General features: G+C 61.8%; 13 protein-coding genes. 9 read left to right on the top strand and 4 right to left on the bottom strand.

Going from position 1 to position 18,238, the window contains the following annotated elements; genetic code table 11:
• The first annotated feature begins 95 nt into the window (after positions 1 to 95).
• From recC to yfiB, 6 genes are all read left to right on the top strand, one after another.
• Positions 96 to 3,548, top strand: a complete 3,453-nt coding sequence (gene recC, locus ACYSTU_RS24705) for an exodeoxyribonuclease V subunit gamma (RefSeq protein ID WP_499002149.1) — start codon at positions 96 to 98, stop codon at positions 3,546 to 3,548.
• Entirely contained in the window at positions 3,545 to 7,231 is a 3,687-nt protein-coding gene (gene recB / locus ACYSTU_RS24700) for an exodeoxyribonuclease V subunit beta (RefSeq protein WP_499002146.1), read from the top strand. The genes recC and recB overlap by 4 nt, the downstream gene beginning before the upstream one ends.
• On the top strand, positions 7,228 to 9,336 hold the full coding sequence (recD, locus tag ACYSTU_RS24695; RefSeq protein WP_499002143.1) for an exodeoxyribonuclease V subunit alpha: 2,109 nt from the start codon (positions 7,228 to 7,230) through the stop codon (positions 9,334 to 9,336). Before recB ends, recD begins: the two co-directional genes overlap by 4 nt.
• Positions 9,337 to 9,455: 119 nt before the next feature.
• On the top strand, positions 9,456 to 10,025 hold the full coding sequence (gene yfiR / locus ACYSTU_RS24690) for a regulatory sequestration protein YfiR (protein WP_041477864.1): 570 nt from the start codon (positions 9,456 to 9,458) through the stop codon (positions 10,023 to 10,025).
• Positions 10,022 to 11,290 carry a diguanylate cyclase DgcN/YfiN gene (dgcN, locus tag ACYSTU_RS24685; RefSeq protein ID WP_499002139.1) on the top strand — a complete coding sequence of 423 codons (1,269 nt, stop codon included), beginning with the start codon at positions 10,022 to 10,024 and terminating at the stop codon, positions 11,288 to 11,290. Before yfiR ends, dgcN begins: the two co-directional genes overlap by 4 nt.
• Entirely contained in the window at positions 11,290 to 11,790 is a 501-nt protein-coding gene (yfiB, locus tag ACYSTU_RS24680; RefSeq protein ID WP_313870474.1) for an outer membrane lipoprotein YfiB, read from the top strand. The genes dgcN and yfiB overlap by 1 nt, the downstream gene beginning before the upstream one ends.
• Here the strand turns inward: yfiB and ACYSTU_RS24675 are convergent.
• A complete protein-coding gene (locus tag ACYSTU_RS24675) occupies positions 11,787 to 12,734 on the bottom strand; it encodes a LysR family transcriptional regulator (protein WP_016771799.1) in 948 nt (315 codons plus the stop codon). The two genes, yfiB and ACYSTU_RS24675, sit on opposite strands and share 4 nt — an antisense overlap.
• Before the next feature lie 149 nt (positions 12,735 to 12,883).
• Here ACYSTU_RS24675 and ACYSTU_RS24670 point away from each other — a divergent pair, with 149 nt between their 5' ends.
• Both ACYSTU_RS24670 and mmsB read left to right on the top strand, forming a co-directional pair.
• Entirely contained in the window at positions 12,884 to 14,410 is a 1,527-nt protein-coding gene (locus tag ACYSTU_RS24670; protein ID WP_122610784.1) for a CoA-acylating methylmalonate-semialdehyde dehydrogenase, read from the top strand.
• Between the two features lie 10 nt (positions 14,411 to 14,420).
• Entirely contained in the window at positions 14,421 to 15,308 is an 888-nt protein-coding gene (mmsB, locus tag ACYSTU_RS24665; RefSeq protein WP_016770578.1) for a 3-hydroxyisobutyrate dehydrogenase, read from the top strand.
• Positions 15,309 to 15,508: 200 nt separating this feature from the next.
• On the opposite strand, the gene ACYSTU_RS24660 is transcribed toward mmsB, so the two are convergent.
• Positions 15,509 to 15,859, bottom strand: a complete 351-nt coding sequence (locus ACYSTU_RS24660; RefSeq protein WP_016770579.1) for a cupin domain-containing protein — start codon at positions 15,857 to 15,859, stop codon at positions 15,509 to 15,511.
• Between the two features lie 41 nt (positions 15,860 to 15,900).
• A complete protein-coding gene (locus ACYSTU_RS24655) occupies positions 15,901 to 16,839 on the bottom strand; it encodes a LysR family transcriptional regulator (RefSeq protein ID WP_499002134.1) in 939 nt (312 codons plus the stop codon).
• Positions 16,840 to 17,055: 216 nt separating this feature from the next.
• On the opposite strand from ACYSTU_RS24655, the gene ACYSTU_RS24650 reads away from it, so the two are divergent.
• Positions 17,056 to 17,820 (top strand): sulfite exporter TauE/SafE family protein, encoded by a 765-nt coding sequence (locus ACYSTU_RS24650; RefSeq protein ID WP_499002131.1) that lies wholly within the window; start codon positions 17,056 to 17,058, stop codon positions 17,818 to 17,820.
• On the opposite strand, the gene ACYSTU_RS24645 is transcribed toward ACYSTU_RS24650, so the two are convergent.
• A complete protein-coding gene (locus tag ACYSTU_RS24645) occupies positions 17,810 to 18,124 on the bottom strand; it encodes a putative quinol monooxygenase (protein ID WP_474322493.1) in 315 nt (104 codons plus the stop codon). The two genes, ACYSTU_RS24650 and ACYSTU_RS24645, sit on opposite strands and share 11 nt — an antisense overlap.
• Between the last annotated feature and the right edge of the window lie 114 nt (positions 18,125 to 18,238).

Genomic DNA, 18,238 nt, shown 5'->3' with positions numbered 1-18,238 from the left:
GTTCTTACAGCCTTCGCAGACCTCGTCCGGCTGTCACAGCCGGCCGACAATGCTAAGGTTCTGCCTCGGCTTTAGCGATTTTCCAAGGAATCCATATGTCGGACGCCCAGTCCCTCAACGCTGCATTCATGGTGGTTCAGAGCAACAGTCTCGATGAGCTGCGCAGCCTTGTGGTCAGCATCATGCGGCGCTATCCACTCGCACCCTTGGAGAACGAAATCGCTTTGGTACAAAGCAACGGCATCGCCCAATGGCTCAAACTGGCATTGGCCGAGGATCCCGAAGACGACGACCTTGGCGGTTGCGGAATCGCTGCGGCGATTGACGTGCAACTACCCGGCAGTTTCATGTGGCAGCTGTATCGCATGGTATTGGGACGAGAAGAAATTCCGGCTAAATCCCTGCTCGACAAAGCCCCGCTGACCTGGCGCCTGATGCGCCTCTTGCCACAGGTAATCGATCGCGCCCATTTCGAGCCGCTGCAACGCTTCCTTACCCACGACAGCGATCTGCGCAAGCGCTATCAATTGTCAGAGCGTCTGGCCGACCTGTTTGACCAATATCAGGTCTACCGGGCCGACTGGCTGGAAGATTGGGCGGAAGGCCGCCACCAACTGCGCAATGTGCGAGGTGAAATCAAACCTCTGCCACCGACCAGTTGCTGGCAGGCCGAGTTGTGGCGAGCGCTGCTGGATGACGTCGGCGAACAAGGCATGGCGCAGAGTCGTGCCGGCGTCCATCAACGTTTCATGGAGCGCATCAACACCCTTGATGAGGCTCCGGCTTCACTGCCACCGCGTGTGATTGTTTTTGGTATTTCTTCGCTACCCGCGCAGGTACTTGAAGCGCTCGCCGGTCTGGCGCGCTTCAGTCAGGTTCTGCTTTGCGTACACAACCCCTGTCGCCATCACTGGGCCGATATCGTCGCCGACAAGGATCTGCTGCGGCATCAATACAAGCGCCAACAACGCAAAAGCGGGATGCCAGTTGTACTTGATGCCGAGACCCTGCATCAGCACGCACATCCGTTGCTGGCCGCTTGGGGCAAGCAAGGTCGCGACTATATCAACCTGCTCGATAGCTACGACGATCCCAACAGCTACCGCGCAGCCTTTCGTGACGGACGCATCGACCTGTTCAGCGAAGCCCAGCCCCGCAACATGCTTAACCAGCTGCAGGATGACATTCTGGAGTTACGCCCCCTCAACGAGACACGCGAACTCTGGCCAGCGGTCGATTCAACCCAAGACCATTCAATACGTTTTCACATCGCCCACAGCGCCCAGCGTGAAGTCGAGATCCTGCACGATCAACTGCTGGCGCGTTTCAGCGCCGACCCGGACTTGCGCCCCCGCGACGTAATCGTCATGGTCCCGGATATCGACAGCTATGCACCGCATATCCGCGCGGTTTTCGGTCAGCTCGATCGATTTGACCCGCGCTTCATTCCTTTCACTTTGGCGGACCAGGGCCAGCGTGGACGTGATCCGTTGCTAATCGCGGTAGAACATTTGCTCAAATTGCCGGACAGCCGTTTCCCGGTCAGTGAGATCCTCGACCTGCTCGATGTCCCGGCCCTGCGTGCTCGCTTTGGCGTAGAAGAACGCGACCTGCCAACTCTGCACCGCTGGATCGAAGGCGCCGGTGTGCGTTGGGGCATGAGTGCCGAGCAACGGGCCGGTCTCGGATTGCCGGAGCAACTGGAGCAGAACAGCTGGCATTTCGGCCTGCGCCGAATGCTGCTGGGCTACGCCGTCGGCAGTGCCGACGCATGTGCAGGTATCGAGCCTTACGACGAAATTGGTGGGCTGGATGCTGCCCTCATCGGGCCATTGGTGGCCCTGCTGGATGCCCTGGAAATCGCTCACCAGCAACTTACGCAACCGGCTCAACCAAAAGAGTGGGGGCTGCGCTTGCAGGCGCTGATGCAAGTGTTCTTTCAGGCGAGCAACGAGCACGACGACTACCTGCTGACCCAACTGGAAGAGCTTCGCGAAACCTGGCTGGAGACCTGCGAGGCGGTCGGGCTGACTGACGAACTGCCGCTGACTGTCGTGCGCGAAGCCTGGCTCGCCGGGCTGGATCAGGGCCGTTTGTCGCAACGATTCCTCGCCGGTGCGGTGAATTTCTGCACCTTGATGCCGATGCGCGCCATTCCTTTCAAACTGGTATGTCTGCTGGGCATGAACGACGGCGATTATCCGCGCGCGCAGCCGCCGCTGGACTTCGATCTGATGGGCAGCGATTACCGACCTGGGGATCGCTCACGACGTGAAGACGATCGCTACCTGTTACTCGAAGCGCTGTTGTCCGCACGCTCTCAGCTCTATATCAGTTGGGTCGGCCGCAGCATCCGTGACAACAGCGAACGACCTGCCTCGGTGCTCATCGGCCAGTTGCGCGATCACCTCGCCAGCGGCTGGCGTTCAATCGACCCAAGCCAGGATCTGTTAGACGCGCTGACCGAAGAACATCCCCTGCAACCTTTCAGCGCCCGCTATTTCCACGAAGGCGAGCAACTGTTCAGCTACGCCAGCGAGTGGCAGGTGTTGCATCAAGAGAAAGCGCAGCAAAGTGAAGCACCCTTACTCGCGCCATATGTTCAAGAGGAACCGCTGACGCTGGCATTGCTGCAGGACTTTCTGCGGAACCCGGTTCGGCATTTTTTCACTCAACGCCTAAAGGTGTATTTCGAGGCCGCGCAAGCACCGCTGGCCGATGAAGAACCTTTTGTGCTGGACGCGCTGCAGCGCTACACGCTCAGCGACAGCTTGCTGGAAGCCGCACTCAGCCAGCCGGACAATATCGATCAGGCGCTGCAAGCCCGGGCGCTGCGCCTGCAAAACAGTGGTCTGCTGCCTATGGCCGGTTTTGGCGAATGCCTACAGCATGAACTGATCGAACCGCTACCGGATCTTCTGCAGCGTTATCAACAGTTGCTGACGTTATGGCCGACGCCGTTGACCAGTGCGATCCCGGTCAGTCTCGACCTGCAGGGTTCGCGGCTGGAGGGCTGGCTCGCAAACCTGCATCAACGCGCCGGTGGCGGTCTGCTGTCGGTCAATACCATTCCCAACAGCATCGGCTCGATCAAAACTCGCAAGTGGCATCGGCTGACCAAACCGTGGGTCACCCATCTGGTCGCCTGCGCCAGCGAGCATGCGTTGACCACGGCATTGGTCGCCAGTGATGACACATTGTTGCTGGAGCCAATGGAGCGAGACCGAGCGCTGCGTTTGCTCGGTGACCTGCTTCTTGCGTGGCAATCCGGCATGCGCCAACCCTTGCCGATTGCGATAAAAACCGCGTTCGCCTGGTTGTCTCAAACTGACCCGGTCAAAGCCGAAGCCGCTGCACGAAAAGCCTATGAAGGTGACGGCCAGTCCAGCGAGGGCGAGCGGCGTGAAAGCCCGGCACTGCTCCGGCAATATCCCGATCTCGATGCACTGTTGGCAGACGAAACCTTCACCGGCTGGTGCGACGCCTTGTACCGCCCAGTATTCGAAGCGCCATGGCGTTCATTGTCCAGCGAAGGTGCCCGCGCATGAGTACCAAAACACCGTTGGCTTTGGCCTTCCCGCTGCGCGGCAGTCAGTTGATCGAAGCAAGCGCCGGCACCGGCAAAACCTTTACGATCTCGGCACTTTATCTGCGCCTTATTCTCGGTCATGGCGGCGAGAGAAGCGGTTTCGCACGCGAACTGCTGCCGCCGCAGATCCTCGTAGTGACGTTTACCGATGCTGCCACCAAAGAGTTGCGTGAACGCATTCGGACACGCTTGGCTGAGGCCGCGCGATTCTTCCGCGATGAAATCACTGCCCCCGACGGACTGATTGCCGAGTTGCGCGATCAGTTCGATCCGCAACAATGGCCGGGCTGTGCCAACCGCCTCGATATCGCCGCGCAGTGGATGGACGAAGCCGCCGTCTCGACCATTCACAGCTGGTGTCAGCGCATGCTGCGCGAGCATGCGTTCGACAGCGGCAGCCTGTTCACGCAATCCCTGGAAACCGATCACAGCGATCTGCTTGGCGAAGTGTTGCGCGATTACTGGCGACTGTTCTGCTACCCGATGCAGGGCGATGCGCTGAACTGGGTGCGCAGCAATTGGGGTGGCCCCGCCTTGTTGTTGCCTCGGGTGCGCGGCTTGTTTGCCAGCGAGCGTGACACCGATGAAGGCAAGGCGCCTGCGGAGCTGATCGAGGAGTGTTTGCTGGAGCGGCGAGCGGCGTTGGTCGAACTGAAAATGCCTTGGCGTGACTGGGCAGACGAGCTGCTTGCTCTCTGCCATGAAGGCGTCGCCAGCAAAACCGTCGATGGCCGCAAAATGCAGGCGCGTTATTTCGAACCCTGGTTCGAGAAACTCAAGACCTGGGCCGAAGACGAGGCGCTTGAGCAACTGGACATTGGCACCGGCTTCACCCGTCTGACACCCGAAGGCATGGCCGAGGCCTGGAAAGGCCAGGCCCCGAGTCATCCGGGGCTGGACGCCATGTCCGCACTGAAGTCGAGCCTCGACGCATTGCCGACACCCGATGCCGCTGTTCTGCAACACGCCGCCAAGTGGGTCGGTGCACGCTTTGAAGAAGAGAAGCGCCGTCGCGCAGAAATGGGTTTCGACGACATGCTGCTGCGTCTGGATGCCGCGCTTCAATCAGAGGGCGGCGAGCGCTTGGCGACACTGATCCGCGAGCAGTTCCCTGTCGCGCTGATCGACGAATTCCAGGACACCGATCCGGTGCAGTACCGGATCTTCGAAAGCATCTACCGCATCGAAGACAATCACCCTGACACCGGCCTGTTCCTGATCGGCGACCCCAAGCAGGCGATCTACGCCTTTCGCGGTGCCGACATTTACACCTACCTGCGCGCACGTCAGGCCACCACCGGCCGCTTGCATACGCTCGGCACCAACTTCCGCTCCAGCCACGGTATGGTGACAGCGGTCAATCACGTATTCGAACGCGCCGAGTCCCGAGAGCAGGGACGCGGCGCGTTTTTGTTTCGCGAGAAAACCGGCGAAAACCCGGTGCCGTTCCTCCCGGTCGAGTCTCAGGGGCGCAAGGAAACGCTGCGGATTGCCGGGCAAGACGTCGCGGCACTGAATGTCTGGCTATTGTCTGGCGATCAGCCGCTGTCCGGCGCGGTCTATCGCCAGCAAATGGCCGCCGCCTGCGCCAGTGAAATCACCGCACTGCTCAATGGCGGGCAAAACGGTAGCGCTGGTTTCGTTCAGGCAGATGACTTCAAAGGTCTGCGTCCTTCTGACATCGCGATCCTCGTCCGCGACGGTAAGGAAGCCCAGGCCGTACGCGCCGAACTCGCCGCCAGAGGGGTGCGCAGCGTTTATCTCTCGGACAAGGATTCGGTGTTCGCCGCGCAAGAGGCGCACGACCTCCTGGCGTGGCTGAAGGCCTGCGCCGAACCCGATGTCGAGCGCTCGCTCAAGGCTGCGCTGGCCTGCACCACCCTGAACCTGCCGCTGATCGAGCTGGAGCGCCTGAACCAGGATGAAATGGTCTGGGAAGCCCGGGTCATGCAGTTCCGTGGCTATCGAGAACTCTGGCGCAAACAGGGTGTGCTGCCGATGTTGCGGCGCCTGCTTCACGACTTCCACCTGCCGCAAACCCTGATGCAGCGCAGTGACGGCGAGCGCGTACTGACCAACCTCTTGCACCTCTCGGAACTGATGCAGCAAGCCGCCGCTGAACTGGACGGCGAGCAAGCGCTGATCCGCCATCTGGCCGAGCTGCTGGCACTGTCCGGTCAGGCTGGTGAAGAGCAGATTCTGCGTCTGGAAAGCGACGAGCAACTGGTTAAAGTGGTGACCATCCACAAATCCAAGGGTCTGGAATATCCGCTGGTGTTCCTGCCATTCATTTGCTCGGCGAAACCGGTGGATGGCAGCCGTTTGCCGCTGCATTACCACGACGCTGCGGGCAAGGCGCAGATCAGCCTCAAGCCGACCGCCGAGCTGATTACCCAAGCGGATGACGAACGACTCGCCGAAGATTTGCGGCTGCTGTATGTCGCGTTGACCCGTGCACAGCATGCCTGCTGGCTGGGCGTCACTGACCTGAAACGCGGCAATAACAACAGCTCTGTGCTGCACCTGTCGGCGTTGGGTTACTTGCTGGGTGGCGGCGCCGCTTTGGGCGAGTCCACCGAATTGAATCGCTGGCTGCGGGATCTGCAGCAAGACTGCGCGGCGATAGGCATCGGCGAAATGCCTCAGCCCACTGACGAGCATTACCAGCCGCCGCGCAATGAAGCAGTCCTGCGAGCCACGCTACGGCCCAAGCGCAAAGCCAGCGAAAACTGGTGGATCGCTTCCTACAGCGCTTTGCGCATCAGCGACATATTGAGCGTCGGCAGCGATGAAGCACCGGACAGTCCGCAGGCGCAAAAGCTCTTCGACGACGAGCGCCTTGATCCCGACGCACCCCGCGAAATCATCAGCGGTGGCGCCGATATTCACCGTTTTCCCCGTGGCCCCAATCCCGGCACCTTTCTGCATGGCTTGCTCGAATGGGCGGGCGCTGAAGGTTTTGCGGTTACCCGCGAAGCGCTGGAAGATGCGATTGCCCGGCGTTGCAACCTACGCGGCTGGCAAGGCTGGATTACCGCGCTGACTGACTGGCTGCAGCATTTGCTCAAGTCGCCGTTGCCGACCGCTGGCGGGCAACCGCCGGTGGTTCTTGAGCAACTGAAGCAATACCGCGTCGAGATGGAGTTCTGGTTCGCCAGCCACAAAGTCGACGTGCTCAAGCTCGATGAACAGGTGCGCCAGCACACTCACAAAGGCGTCGCTCGTGTTGCGGCAGAACCGGTGCAACTCAACGGCATGTTCAAGGGCTTTATCGACCTGACCTTCGAGCACGCTGGCCGCTATTACGTTGCCGATTACAAATCCAACTGGCTCGGCGTGGATGATCAGGCCTACACCGTGCAGGCGATGGAGCAGTCGATCCTCGACAATCGTTACGACCTGCAATACGTGCTATATCTGCTGGCGTTGCATCGCCAGTTGCAGGCGCGGCTGGCGGATTACGATTACGACCGTCACATCGGCGGGGCGCTGTATTTGTTTCTACGCGGGACGCGTGCGGATAGTCGCGGCGTGTACTTCGTGCGTCCACCACGGGAATTGATCGAACGCCTCGACCGGATGTTCCAGGGCAAACCCGAACCCAAGTCCGAGCCCGCCTGGGAACAGGGAGTCCTGCTATGAGCCGCACATTCGCCGATCTGCTGCCGACACCGCTGGAAGCGGACAGCCTGTCGAAACTCTCGCCGCTGACCCGCGCCGATGATTTGCTGTTGTTGCTGAGCCGTTGGGTCGAGCGCGGTTGGCTGCGCGCGCTGGACCGCGCCTTTGTCGCTTTCCTGCATGAGCTCGAGCCCGAGACCGATCCGCTGGTGCTGCTGGCGGCGGCGTTGACCAGTCACCAGCTCGGCCATGGCCATGTGTGTCTGGATTTGTTCGAAACCCTCAAGGCGCCGGATTTTGCCCTGTCACTGCCGCCCGAAGGCGATGTGCAGGGCGGTGTGTTGTTGCTGCCCTCGCAATTGCTCGAAACGCTCGATGGAGCCCATTGGTGCAAAGTGCTGGCAAGCAGTCCATTGGTGGCCTTGGCTGCTGACCCGAGTGAACCAGCGCAGACACGTCCGTTGGTGCTGTCCTCGAAACGCCTGTACTTGCGCCGCTACTGGACCTACGAACGCCGCATCGATGCAGCGTTGCGCCAACGCTTGGTGCAACAGGAGCCGACGCCGGATGATCTGCCGCAGCGTCTGGATGAATTGTTCGGCGGCGCGGAATCCGCAGCTGTCATCGATTGGCAGAAACTCGCCTGTGCTCTCGCTACGCGCAGCGCCTTCAGCATCATCACTGGCGGCCCGGGCACGGGGAAAACCACTACGGTGGTGCGCTTGCTCGCATTGTTGCAGGCACCGGCCGTTGAGGCTGGTCATTCGCTGCGCATTCGTCTGGCCGCACCGACCGGCAAGGCCGCTGCACGCTTGACCGAGTCGATCAGTCAGCAAGTGCAATCGCTGCAAGTCGCCGAAGCGGTGCGCGCGGCGATCCCCAGCGATGTGACCACCGTGCACCGTCTGCTCGGCAGTCGACCGGGCACCCGGCATTTCCGTCACCATGCCGGCAACCGCCTGCCGCTGGATGTGCTGGTGGTCGACGAAGCTTCGATGATCGACCTGGAAATGATGGCCAACCTTCTCGACGCCATGCCGGCCCATGCGCGGTTGGTATTGCTGGGCGACAAGGATCAACTGGCCTCGGTCGAGGCCGGTGCGGTGTTGGGCGATCTATGCCGTGACGCCGAGGGCGGTTGGTACAGCCCGCAGACGCGGCAATGGCTGGAGTCAGTCAGTGGCGAGTCGTTGCAGGGCAGCGGTTTGCATGAAGACCGCGACGGCACCCACCCGCTGGCGCAGCAAGTGGTGATGCTGCGTCACTCGCGCCGTTTCGGCGAGGGCAGCGGCATCGGTCAGCTCGCGCGTCGGGTCAATCAGCAATTGGCCGACGAGGCGCGACAGTTGCTCGCGGCCGGCAGCTACGATGATGTGTATTCGTTACCGCTCAAAGGCGAACGCGATCAGAAGCTCGAACGCCTGTTGCTCGAAGGTCACGGCAACGGCCCGCAAGGTTATCGCCATTACTTGAGCGTACTGCGCGATCAGCGTCCACCGTCGACGCGGCCTCTTGAGCATGCGGACTGGACCGATTGGGCGCGGGAAGTCTTGCAGGCGTTCGACACATTCCAGTTGCTGTGCGCGGTGCGCAAAGGGCCGTGGGGCGTTGAAGGTCTGAACCAGCGCATCACCGCTGCGTTGCTCAAGGCGCGTCTGATCGAGAGCGATCAGCAGTGGTATGAAGGTCGGCCCGTGCTGATGACTCGTAATGACTATGGTCTGGGCCTGATGAACGGCGACATCGGCATCGCCCTGAAACTCCCCGAGCGTGAAGGCGCAGAGATCGGCAAAACCGTTCTGCGTGTGGCCTTCCCGCGTAACGATGGAGAGGGCGGCGTGCGCTTCGTGTTGCCGAGTCGGCTCAATGATGTTGAAACCGTGTACGCCATGACGGTACACAAATCCCAGGGCTCGGAGTTCGCCCACACGGCGCTGATCCTGCCGGATGCGCTGAATCCGGTACTGACCAAAGAGCTGATCTACACCGGAATTACTCGCGCCCGGCACTGGTTCACCTTGATCGAGCCACGTGCCGGCGTGTTTGAGGAAGCGGTGCAGCGCAAGGTCAAGCGTCTGAGCGGGCTGATGCTGGAACTGGAGGAGGGCGCCGAGTCTCAGGGATGAAGTGCTGAATGATCGACAACGATTACTGACCAACCGGTCAGAGGCAGGCGCCTCGCTGGCGTTTCGGCGCTGTGCTATCGTTGCGGCATCATTTCGTTACGCTCCAAGAGAATCCCTCCATGAAGGTGGCCGTCTGGGCGACACAGCGTGTGGTGGCCTGCCAGCACGCATTGCTGATCGTTTTGCTCTGGTTGTTCACGGGCAGCGCCATCGCCCAAGCGCAAACCGGGCCGGCCGAGCAACGGGCCAAAGCGGTCACGCAAGTGGTGCTTGGCATCCTCAGTTATGCACGCTGGCCGGTGGAACCGGCGCAATTGCGCCTGTGCATCGTGGGCCCCACCGAATACACCGATGACCTGGTCAAAGGCACCACCCAAGCCACGGGTCGGCCAGTGGCCGTGCGGCGTCTGCTGGCGGACAACCCGGCCATCGTCAGCGAATGCGACGCGGTGTACATCGGCAAGCTCACCGCCGACGAACGCAGTCGCCTGTTCGCATCGTTGATCGGGCATCCGGTGCTGAGCATCAGCGAAGCAGACGATCAATGCACCGTCGGCAGTCTGTTCTGCCTGCGCGTCGGCGATGAACAAGTGTCGTTCGAGGTCAATCTCGACTCCGTGGCTCGCAGTGGTGTGCGCATACACCCCAGCGTGTTGCAGTTGTCCCGTCGCAAAGCGGCAGCGCCATGAAGCTGTTCAGTTGGAAGGCTCGCCCCACCCTGGGCTCGGTCATTGGCCGTGGGCATTTGATTGTCGCGCTGGTGGCGGTGGCGATGGCCAGTGTTTCGCTGACCTTGTTGGGCGTGCTCGCGCTGCGGGTGTATGCCGATCACAACCTGCACTTGATCGCCCGTTCGATCAGCTACACCGTCGAAGCAGCCGTCGTGTTCAATGACAAAGCGGCGGCAACCGAGGCGCTGGCGATCATCGCCGCCACCGAGGAAGTAGCGGATGCCCGAGTGCTCGACGCGCAAGGCCAATTGATCGCGCAATGGCAGCGCGTCGAGACCGGCTTGTTCTCCGAGCTGGAAATGCAGATCACCCGCGCCATTCTGGAAAAACCGGTCAGCCTGCCGATCGAACATCAGGACCGCGAAATCGGTCGGGTCCTGCTCATCGGTCACGGCGGCAGCCTGATGCGCTTCCTGCTCAGCGGCCTGGCCGGGATTGTGCTGTGCACCGCGATCAGCGCCTGGGTCGCGCTTTATCTGGCGCGGCGGCAGTTGCGCGCGATCATCGGCCCGTTACACAGCCTCGCCGCCGTCGCCCACGCCGCCCGTAGCGAACGAGCGCTGGATCGGCGCGTGCCGCCGGCGCAAATCGCCGAACTGGATAACCTGGGCAACGACTTCAATGCCTTGCTCGGCGAACTCGAGTCGTGGCAAACCCATCTGCAAAACGAAAACGAAACTCTCGCTCACCAAGCGACCCACGACAGCCTCACCGGTTTGCCCAACCGCGCGTTTTTCGAAGGCCGCTTGATGCGCGCCTTGCGCAACGGCAAAAAACACGATGAGCGGGTCGCCGTGCTGTTTCTCGACAGCGACCGCTTCAAAGGCATCAACGATAACTTCGGCCACGCCTCGGGCGACGCCGTGCTGGTGGCCATCGCCAATCGCGTGCGAGCGCAATTGCGCGAGGATGATCTGGTCGCGCGGCTGGGCGGCGACGAGTTCGCCGTGCTGCTTGCGCCACTGCACACGGTCGAAGACGCTGAGCACATCGCTGACAAGATTCTCGCCAGCATGGACATGCCGATCACCCTGCCCGGCGACAGCAGTGTGGTGACCTCGCTCAGTATCGGCATCGCCGTTTACCCCGATCATGGCGCCACGCCGGGCGCCTTGCTCAACGCAGCCGACGCGGCGATGTATCAGGCCAAGCGCCTGTCGCGTGGCGCGCAATTCACCGCCGGGTCGGAGCGCCCGGTCGATTCCGTTCACACCAGGAGCTGATGCCCGTGTTCACACTTCCCTTTCGACTGTTTTCCGCATTGCTGCTGATCGCCGCGCTGACCCTGAGCGGTTGCCAGACCGCCCCGCAAAAAGGCCTGACACCGGCGCAGGTTGCCGTGCTCAAACAGCAGGGTTTCGAATTGACCGACGACGGTTGGGAGTTCGGCCTGTCGGGCAAAGTGTTGTTTGGCAGCGATGTTGAAAGCCTCAACGCAGCCAGCACGGAAATCGTCGAACGCATCGGCAAGGCGCTGCTCGGCGTGGGGATCGAGCGCGTTCGGGTAGATGGCCACACCGATGCGTCGGGCAAGGAAACCTACAATCAGCAACTGTCGCTGCGCCGGGCCAAGAGCGTCGCCAACGTCCTCGGCACGGTCGGCATGAAGCCGGAAAACATCCAGCTGCAAGGCTTGGGCAGCAGCGAACCGGTGGCCTCCAACGACACCGCAGCGGGGCGCACGGAAAATCGCCGGGTGTCGATTGTGGTCAGCGCCGACTAGTCGGCAAAGCGCATCTCCCGCGTTTCACCCATCAACAGCGCCTGATTACGCTCAGTCACCTCGCGAATGTAATCCCACAACAACGTAATCCGCTTCAACTTGCGCAGATCCTCCCGGCAGTACATCCAGAACTGCCGGGTGATGTCGATTTCCTCCGGCAACACCGGCAACAATCGCGGATCCTGCGCGGCGAGAAAGCACGGCAGGATCGCCAGCGAGCGGCCCTGCTGTGCGGCGACGTATTGCGCGATCACGCTGGTGCTGCGCAAGTTTGCGCTGGCGCCGGGCAGCACGTTGGCCAGGTAGAGCAGCTCCGAGCTGAACGCCAGATCATCCACATAACTGATGAATTGATGCTTGCTCAAGTCGGCCGGGCGGCGGATCGGTGGGTGTTTGTCCAGATAGTCCTGGGTTGCGTACAGCTGCAAGCGGTAGTCGCAGAGTTTGCAGCAGACGTACGGCCCGTGCTCCGGCCGCTCGAGGGCGATGACGATGTCGGCCTCGCGCTTGGACAGGCTGATGAAGTGCGGCAGCGGCAGGATGTCCACCGAGATTGCCGGGTAGGCGTCGACGAAGTGGCTCAACTGCGGGGTGATGAAGAAGCTGCCGAAGCCTTCAGTACAGCCCATGCGCACGTGTCCGGACAGGGCAACGCCCGAGCCCGAGACTTGCTCGCAGGCCATGTGCAACGTGCTTTCGATCGACTCGGCATAACCGAGCAAGCGCTGGCCTTCAGTGGTCAGGACGAAGCCGCTGGTGCGGGATTTTTCGAACAGCAATGTACCCAGCGCCGCTTCCAGCGAGCTGATCCGTCGCGACACCGTGGTGTAGTCGACAGCCAGGCGTTTGGCGGCGGTGCTGGCCTTGCGGGTGCGGGCGACTTCGAGGAAAAACTTCAGGTCGTCCCAGTTCAGCGAGCCTAGCGAGGTGATGTTTTTTTGCATGATGGTCGGGCTTATATGTGCGTTCTTATTAGAAGTTTGCACATCTATACTCCAAAAACAGTCCGACAACCAATTCGTGACACACGCCTCATCTCAAGGCGAACCTTTCGCCTTGGCTCCTACGATAAAAACAAGTTCTGGAGACCAGCATGAACGCATCGCTTACGCCCAACGACACCACGCTGCAAAAGGTCAAACTGCTGATCGACGGCGAATGGGTCGAGTCGCAGACCACCGAGTGGCACGACATCGTCAACCCGGCCACCCAGCAAGTGCTGGCCAAGGTTCCGTTCGCCACCGCCGCTGAGGTCGATGCCGCTGTCAGCGCCGCGCAGCGCGCTTTCCAGACCTGGAAACTGACCCCGATCGGCGCGCGGATGCGCATCATGCTCAAGCTGCAAGCGCTGATCCGCGAGCACTCCAAGCGCATTGCCGTGGTCCTCAGCGCCGAGCAGGGCAAGACCATTGCTGACGCCGAGGGCGATATTTTCCGTGGCCTGGAAGTGGTCGAGCACGCGTGCTCGATCGGCACCCTGCAAATGGGCGAGTTCGCCGAGAACGTCGCCGGCGGCGTCGACACTTACACCCTGCGCCAGCCGATCGGCGTCTGCGCCGGCATCACGCCGTTCAACTTCCCGGCGATGATTCCGCTGTGGATGTTCCCGATGGCGATCGCGTGCGGCAACACCTTCGTGCTCAAGCCTTCGGAACAGGATCCGCTGTCGACCATGCTGCTGGTGGAACTGGCCATTGAGGCTGGCGTTCCGGCGGGCGTGCTCAACGTCGTTCATGGCGGCAAGGATGTGGTCGATGGCCTGTGCACGCACAAGGACATCAAAGCCGTGTCGTTCGTCGGTTCGACCGCTGTCGGCACCCACGTTTATGACCTGGCCGGCAAACACGGCAAACGCGTGCAGTCGATGATGGGCGCAAAAAACCACGCCGTGGTACTGCCGGACGCCAATCGCGAGCAAGCGCTGAATGCCTTGGTCGGTGCCGGTTTCGGTGCCGCCGGGCAACGTTGCATGGCCACGTCGGTGGTGGTGCTGGTCGGTGCCGCAAAACAGTGGCTGCCAGACCTCAAAGCGCTGGCGCAGAAACTCAAGGTCAACGCCGGCAGCGAGCCGGGCACCGATGTCGGTCCGGTGATTTCGAAAAAGGCCAAGGCGCGGATTCTCGAGCTGATCGAAAGCGGCATCAAAGAAGGCGCCAAGCTTGAGCTCGATGGTCGCGACATCAGCGTGCCGGGCTACGAGCAGGGCAACTTTGTCGGCCCGACCCTGTTCTCCGGGGTGACCACCGACATGCAGATCTACACCCAGGAAATCTTCGGCCCGGTGCTGGTGGTGCTGGAAGTCGACACCCTCGATCAGGCGATCGCGCTGGTCAACGGCAATCCGTTCGGCAACGGCACCGGCCTGTTCACCCAGAGCGGTGCGGCGGCGCGTAAATTTCAGACTGAAATCGATGTCGGTCAGGTCGGCATCAACATCCCGATTCCAGTGCCGGTGCCGTTCTTCAGCTTCACCGGTTCACGCGGTTCGAAACTCGGCGACCTCGGCCCGTACGGCAAACAAGTGGTGCAGTTCTACACGCAGACCAAAACGGTCACGGCGCGCTGGTTCGACGACGACAGCGTCAACGACGGCGTAAACACCACCATCAACCTGCGCTGAGGATTCGATCATGAAAATCGCATTTATCGGGCTGGGCAACATGGGCGCGCCGATGGCGCGCAACCTGATCAAGGCCGGCCACTCGCTGAACCTGGTCGACCTGAACAAAACCGTGCTGGCGGAACTCGAGCAACTGGGCGGCACCATCCGCGCTTCGGCCCGCGAGGCGGCGGAAGATGCCGAACTGGTGATCACCATGCTCCCGGCGGCTGTGCACGTGCGCAGTGTCTGGCTGGGTGAAGAGGGCGTGCTCGCCGGCATTCGCCAAGGCGTGCCGGCGGTGGATTGCAGCACCATCGATCCGCAGACCGCCCGCGACGTCGCAGCGGCCGCCGCCAAACACGGCGTGGCCATGGCTGATGCGCCGGTCTCCGGCGGCACTGGCGGCGCGACCGCCGGAACGCTGACCTTCATGGTCGGCGCTACCCCGGAACTGTTCGCCACTCTACAACCGGTGCTGGCGCAAATGGGCCGCAACATCGTCCATTGCGGTGAAGTCGGCACCGGCCAGATCGCCAAGATCTGCAACAACCTGCTGCTGGCGATTTCGATGGTCGGCGTCAGTGAGGCGATGGCGTTGGGCGATGCGCTGGGGATCGACACCGGCGTGCTGGCCGGAATCATCAACAGCTCGACCGGCCGCTGCTGGAGTTCGGAGATGTACAACCCGTGGCCGGGCATCGTCGAAACGGCGCCGGCCTCGCGCGGTTATACCGGTGGTTTCGGCGCGGAACTGATGCTCAAGGATCTCGGGCTGGCGACGGAAGCGGCGCGGCAGGCGCACCAACCGGTGGTGCTCGGCGCGGTGGCGCAGCAGTTGTATCAGGCGATGAGCCAGCGCGGTGACGGCGGGAAGGATTTCTCGGCGATCATCAACAGCTATCGCAAGCCGCAGTAATCGCGATCGGCCCTTGTGGCGAGGGGATTTATCCCCGTTGGGTTGCGCAGCAGCCCCCTGGATTGTGTCAGGCAAACCGAGTGCTCAGGGTTTGCGACTGCTGCGCAGTCGAGCGGGGATAAATCCCCTCGCCACAGTTTTTAGCAACGCCGGGACATTTGCCGGGAAATCACGTCGGGTGATTTCCCGGCTTTTTTGCATCAGGCGAAGACGAAATATTTGCGCACGGTCTCGACCACTTCCCACGTGCCCTTCATGCCCGGCTCAACGACGAAGATATCGCCGGCGCGCAGGTGGATCGGCGCCATGCCGTCCGGGGTGATCACGCAGTAGCCTTCCTGGAAATGGCAGTACTCCCATTTCACATAATCGACGCGCCACTTCCCCGGCGTGCAGATCCAGGTGCCCATGATCTTGCTGCCGTCTTCGCTGGTGTAGGCGTTGAGGTTAACGGTGTGCGGGTCGCCTTCGAGTTTTTCCCACTTGCAGGCGTCGAGTACCGGCAGCGGGTGAGTGTCGCGCAGAACGGTGATAGGGGCGGTCGCGGTCATGGGGACTCCGGGCAGGTGGACTTGAGAATTGAAGTCGCACCCTATAGCGCCCGGTCGTCGCTCAGTTGTCTGGGGTCGACATCGGAGTGCTCAGAAACGCGCGCAGCGCTGAGCGCTTGTAACAACGCGGTGGCATAACCCGGCAGCGCGGCGAAGTCTCTCGCGCAGAGCAATAACCTGCGACGCGCCCATGGCTCATTCAGAGTCACGCACTTGAACTGCTCGAGCATCGCGCGTTGGACAGCGGCCAACGGCACGATGGCCAGGCCGGCACCACGGGCGACCATGCGCATTGCGCCATCAAAGCCATCGGCGCGAATGCGCACCTGCATTCGCGCGCCGCTGTGCAGCGCCTGTTCCTCCAGATAGATCGCCAGTGCGCTGTCGGCGCTGAGTCCGACAAAGTCGTGCTGCAACGCGTCGCTGAAACTGACCTCGGCGGCGTCAGACAACGGGTGATCGAGCGGCAGAATCAGCACCAGCGGATCGTCGCGAAACGCTTGAGTCTGTAAGCCGTTGGTGTCGACCGCGTCGGAGACGATGCCCAAGTCCGCTGCGCCTTCGCGCAAGGCATGGGTAATCCGCGCGCTGGGCAGCTCCTGTAGATCGATATCGAGGTTGGGATGGCTGCGCAGGAAATCCGCGAGCACTTCCGGCAGGTACTCGGTGATCGCCGTGGTGTTGCACAACAGCCGCACCTGACCTTTGACGCCATGCGCGTAATCGGCCAGATCCTGCTGCATGCGATCGGCCTGTTGCAAAAGGATGCGCGCATGGCGGGCGAGGGCTTTGCCGGCAGGCGTCGGGGTGACGCCACGGCGGCCGCGCTCGAGGAATTCAGCGCCCAGCGAGGCTTCCATCGCGCGGATTCGAGCGCTGGCGGCGGCGAGGGACAAGTTGCTGCGGGCGGCGCCGGCGGTGATGTTGCCGGTGTCGAGAATGTGCAGGTAGAGGCGCAGGTCGGTGAGGTCGAAGTGCATGGGGTTTGCCTGTGGTTTCGCGGTGGCTGGGCTGGCCCTTTCGCGAGCAGGCTCGCTCCCACAGGGACTTATGTACAGCGCAGATCCCGTGTGGGAGCGAGCCTGCTCGCGAAGAGGCCAGATGCCTCAACGCCGATGTCAGCCTCTTGCACAGGAAGAGGCTGCCTCAGTATATGGCAGATTTTCCCCCAGCCCGGATCAGTGCACATTACCCCAATGCACACACTGACCGACTTCTACCAAACCCTCGGCCTGACCCTGTCCGTTCTGGTCATCGCCACCTTCCTCCTCGCCGGTACGGTCAAAGGCGTGATCGGCCTCGGCCTGCCCACCGTCGCGATGGGCCTGCTCGGTCTGGCTATGGTGCCGGCGCAGGCAGCCGCGCTGTTGATCATTCCGGCGACCCTGACCAACCTCTGGCAACTGGCCTTCGGCGGTCATCTGCAAGGATTGATCAAACGCCTCTGGCCCATGCTGCTGCTGATCTTCCTCGGCACCGGCATCGGCACCCTGTGGATCGGCATGGCCGGCGGCCATTGGGTGGTGCGCGGACTTGGCGCGGCGTTGTTGCTGTATGCATTGAGCGGACTGTTTCTGCCGACTTTGCACGTCAACCCGCGTCATGAGCGCTGGCTCGGCCCGCTGTGTGGGCTGATCACCGGCGTCATCACCTCCGCCACCGGCGTCTTCGTGATTCCAGCGGTGCCGTACTTGCAAGCGCTGGGGCTGAGCCGCGATGAGCTGGTGCAGGCGCTCGGCCTGTCCTTCACCGTCTCGACCCTGGCGCTGGCCGCTGGGCTGCTCTGGCACGGCGCACTCGGCGGTGGCGAATTGAGCGCCTCGCTGCTGGCGCTGATCCCGGCCATGCTCGGTATGTGGTTTGGCCAATGGTTGCGTCAGCGCATCAGTGCGGCGCTGTTCAAGCGCGTGTTCTTTATCGGACTGGGCGCGCTCGGCGCCCATTTGCTGATCAGCGGCTAGCCGACGATTCGCTGAGCATGTCGATCGCGCGGATATCGAAATCGCGCTCCAGATAGTCCATGCGTTTGGCGAAGAACGCTTTCATGTGCGGCAATGCCGAGTGCTCATCCAGATGCGCCTGGCTGGCCCAGATCTCGTAGAAGATAAACAGCGTCGGATCCTGCTGGTCGCGCAGCATGTGGTACTCGATGCAGCCCGGTTCGGCGCGGCTCGGCGCCACGTAAGCACGGAACAGCGCTTCGAATTCGGCGGCTTTTTCCGGGCGGGTCTTGGCGTGCAGGATGAAACCCTGGCGTTCACTCATCACAACTTCCTCGAATGCAGAAAGCGCTGAATGCTACGGCAACAATTGGCGATCGATTCGTGCGTTTTGGTCAAATGTATTTTGCGTCGATGTGGCTGTTTCCGCGCGAGATCG

The organism is Pseudomonas glycinis (assembly GCF_054871425.1).
The sequence above is the reverse complement of the archived record's forward strand: the minus strand, read 5'-3'. Positions and strand labels throughout refer to the sequence as shown.

Coding starts and splice junctions, on each gene's coding strand:
- recC (WP_499002149.1), top strand. CDS start 96: ATGTCGGACGCCCAGTCCCTCAACGCTGCATTCATGGTGGTTCAGAGC.
- recB (WP_499002146.1), top strand. CDS start 3,545: ATGAGTACCAAAACACCGTTGGCTTTGGCCTTCCCGCTGCGCGGCAGT.
- recD (WP_499002143.1), top strand. CDS start 7,228: ATGAGCCGCACATTCGCCGATCTGCTGCCGACACCGCTGGAAGCGGAC.
- yfiR (WP_041477864.1), top strand. CDS start 9,456: ATGAAGGTGGCCGTCTGGGCGACACAGCGTGTGGTGGCCTGCCAGCAC.
- dgcN (WP_499002139.1), top strand. CDS start 10,022: ATGAAGCTGTTCAGTTGGAAGGCTCGCCCCACCCTGGGCTCGGTCATT.
- yfiB (WP_313870474.1), top strand. CDS start 11,290: ATGCCCGTGTTCACACTTCCCTTTCGACTGTTTTCCGCATTGCTGCTG.
- ACYSTU_RS24675 (WP_016771799.1), bottom strand. CDS start 12,734: ATGCAAAAAAACATCACCTCGCTAGGCTCGCTGAACTGGGACGACCTG.
- ACYSTU_RS24670 (WP_122610784.1), top strand. CDS start 12,884: ATGAACGCATCGCTTACGCCCAACGACACCACGCTGCAAAAGGTCAAA.
- mmsB (WP_016770578.1), top strand. CDS start 14,421: ATGAAAATCGCATTTATCGGGCTGGGCAACATGGGCGCGCCGATGGCG.
- ACYSTU_RS24660 (WP_016770579.1), bottom strand. CDS start 15,859: ATGACCGCGACCGCCCCTATCACCGTTCTGCGCGACACTCACCCGCTG.
- ACYSTU_RS24655 (WP_499002134.1), bottom strand. CDS start 16,839: ATGCACTTCGACCTCACCGACCTGCGCCTCTACCTGCACATTCTCGAC.
- ACYSTU_RS24650 (WP_499002131.1), top strand. CDS start 17,056: ATGCACACACTGACCGACTTCTACCAAACCCTCGGCCTGACCCTGTCC.
- ACYSTU_RS24645 (WP_474322493.1), bottom strand. CDS start 18,124: ATGAGTGAACGCCAGGGTTTCATCCTGCACGCCAAGACCCGCCCGGAA.